This window comes from Neobacillus drentensis, assembly GCF_036965245.1.
GTDB classification, from domain to species: domain Bacteria; phylum Bacillota; class Bacilli; order Bacillales; family Cytobacillaceae; genus Neobacillus; species Neobacillus drentensis_G.
On record NZ_JBALPG010000147.1, the window covers coordinates 1 to 2,424 of the forward strand.

The window sequence follows — 2,424 nt, forward strand, 5'->3', positions numbered from 1 at the left end:
TTTATTCTACTATTTATCATCAAGGAACACCCCTCTTCATTTTTTCACTCAGCTGACAGTCAAGAATGATCATTCTCAATTTCTCCAATTCTTTCTGTCAATTATACGCTCATAATTATTTCCGCCAAAAAGTTGAACAGTCTGCCTTATCCAAAATATTATACTCGATCATTTTCTCAAGTAATGAGAAATCAACCAGACTATCCCATTTGATACGTACCAACTGCTTGGTGTGATCATAGCCAGCCTGCACAATTTCATCAGAAAAATGATTAATCCCTGCCTTTTCAGGGGCAACAGCCAAATGATGTTTGGATACGCTAAAGCCAATAATAAATGTGCCGTGATCGGTAAACATAGGCTGATTCCACGCAATTTTTGGAATTAAATTTGGAAATCTCTTAGTTACCCAAGCCAAAACTTCTTCCGTTCGGGCCCGATGTTGCGGGTTATCAATATGCTCTAAATATTCTGCGAAAACTTCCATGTTGTTCCCTCCAAAAATAAAAATTATGCCGTTCAGAGAAATTCCTCAAACCCATTCATTAGTAACTTTTTAAACTTCTCCAAATAATACACAAACTCCTTCTTCCATCAAACTGCCCTTTACTCAAAAAAGAAAAAGCGATCCTTCATTATTGGGAATCGCATCCGTTAGCCATCCATGCAGCAGAGCTGCACCACAGCGAATGAAAACTGACCTTAATCCAGTCAACCCTAATCCATAAGCATATTAATTAACGCTCTCCTCTTTATTTTAACGATTGAGCAGGGTCTTCTTTAGATAACAAATTATTATTTACACTGGTTTATCAAGATAGACTATTAACTTTCTTTGAGCTTCCTTACTACGAATTATTCTTTTTACACGTATTGTGCTTTGTAGATAGCCCCTAACGTGCCTATTTACAAAAAACAATCGATGATATCTCTCGTCTTCGTATATCTTTTTAAACCACACTTGATGTTTCAATAATTCAATATTACTATCAATTTTTTTCGTATTCATACCTTCGCCATATCCAATACAGAGGAACAAACTCTCAATAAACTCAAATAAAAAACTAAACATTTATTTAGCCCTCTTTATTTAATGTACTAATAATGTATTCTATCAAGCTAACGGGTAAACCTTCTTCAACATCCCTTCCCGGTAAGTACAATAATAACATCTCCATTAATAGCAACTAGATCTTCGACTCATGCTACCGATTAGTTCAGGTAGGATTAGCTTAAATTATCTGTTCATAATACTTTTTAGGGTTACTTATTTTGTTAGCAACGAAAAATTCAGCCTGTTTTTTAATCATATCAATATAGTCGATATCTTTTTGACCCTTACAAGTATTCTCAATACTCCCTACAACCTTTACAGAATTAGATTGTAAATTTACAATTACTGTCATACATATATTATTTTTAAACGAAACGGTACCAGTAACTTCTTTTTTCTCTAAATCAACAAAAGGATATTCCAGTATTAGTCTTGAGGATTTGTACACAGTAAACCCTGGTAATGGCAACATATACCTAATGTATTTAAATGTAATATAAAGACTAATGAAAATAAATAGTATCAACAAAATGTTCATGACAAGCGTAACACTCATTACTGTTCCCCTAATAACAATCCCTAAATAATAACATAAAATTGTAGTCCTATTAAACAAACCTGCCACGTTACTTAAAAAAGCAAATAAAGCTGCCGAAGCCGCTTGCGATTTTAAACACTTTCACCCGTTTGAATAACAAAAAAAGATCGCCATAACAATCCCCGTTCTTCAACTCTTGCACCCGTTAGCTTAAGTATAATGTTTCACAATCGATTTTAATAAATAAAAAAACTACCTTTTCTTTAAAGAATCGTACAAGTCGATTTATTTGGCACATTAAACTAACCCTCAATATCAAGAACAGTAACTTTATCTGTTTTCACTTTAAATGTTATGATAACTGGACCTTCTGGTGGATTATGTGGACCAGTGTAAGTATCATACTTAACTTTCACCATAAAGTCATAATTAGAAAATCCCCCAGTAATTCTTTTTACCTCTAATATATCTGAATTCCACAGTGCATAACTACGGGTAGGGTATTTTTTATTTATTACTTTTCGGGCATAGGGGTCTAATAAAACTAAAAATGCATCATAAAAATCACTATGCTTTGCTTGCAGACAATCTTTTTTGGTTTCTGCCTTTAATGGAGTGGATATGGATAATCCCAAAATGGAAAAAGTTAAAACGAGCCCGATTATTATGTATTTCATATCAGCCACCACCTTGTTTTAAGGTAGAAATGCCCACATCAGATAAGTCTTATACATTATTCTTGTGTCACTAACCTCCCTCTATAAAGAAACGATTATCTTCAATTTCCTCTTGTTTTCTCACGTTTTCATAATCATTTAAGTTTATTATTCAT

Annotated in this window: 3 protein-coding genes; all 3 read right to left on the bottom strand. The window is 33.4% G+C overall.

Translation table 11 applies throughout. The annotated features are described in order from the left end of the window. Positions 1-115: 115 nt before the first annotated feature. The 3 genes from V7150_RS22530 to V7150_RS22540 all read right to left on the bottom strand — a co-directional run bounded on the left by V7150_RS22530 (position 116) and on the right by V7150_RS22540 (position 2,269). Positions 116-487, bottom strand: coding sequence for an iron chaperone (locus V7150_RS22530; protein WP_335522681.1), 372 nt, complete (start codon positions 485-487; stop codon positions 116-118). Positions 488-1,232: 745 nt separating this feature from the next. After that, entirely contained in the window at positions 1,233-1,610 is a 378-nt protein-coding gene (locus V7150_RS22535; protein WP_335522683.1) for a hypothetical protein, read from the bottom strand. Between the two features lie 284 nt (positions 1,611-1,894). After that, entirely contained in the window at positions 1,895-2,269 is a 375-nt protein-coding gene (locus V7150_RS22540; protein WP_335522685.1) for a DUF3888 domain-containing protein, read from the bottom strand. Positions 2,270-2,424: the final 155 nt, after the last annotated feature.

Bases quoted from the DNA above. Each gene is read 5' to 3' on its own strand.
- V7150_RS22530 (WP_335522681.1), bottom strand. From the start codon at position 487: ATGGAAGTTTTCGCAGAATATTTAGAGCATATTGATAACCCGCAACAT.
- V7150_RS22535 (WP_335522683.1), bottom strand. From the start codon at position 1,610: ATGAGTGTTACGCTTGTCATGAACATTTTGTTGATACTATTTATTTTC.
- V7150_RS22540 (WP_335522685.1), bottom strand. From the start codon at position 2,269: ATGAAATACATAATAATCGGGCTCGTTTTAACTTTTTCCATTTTGGGA.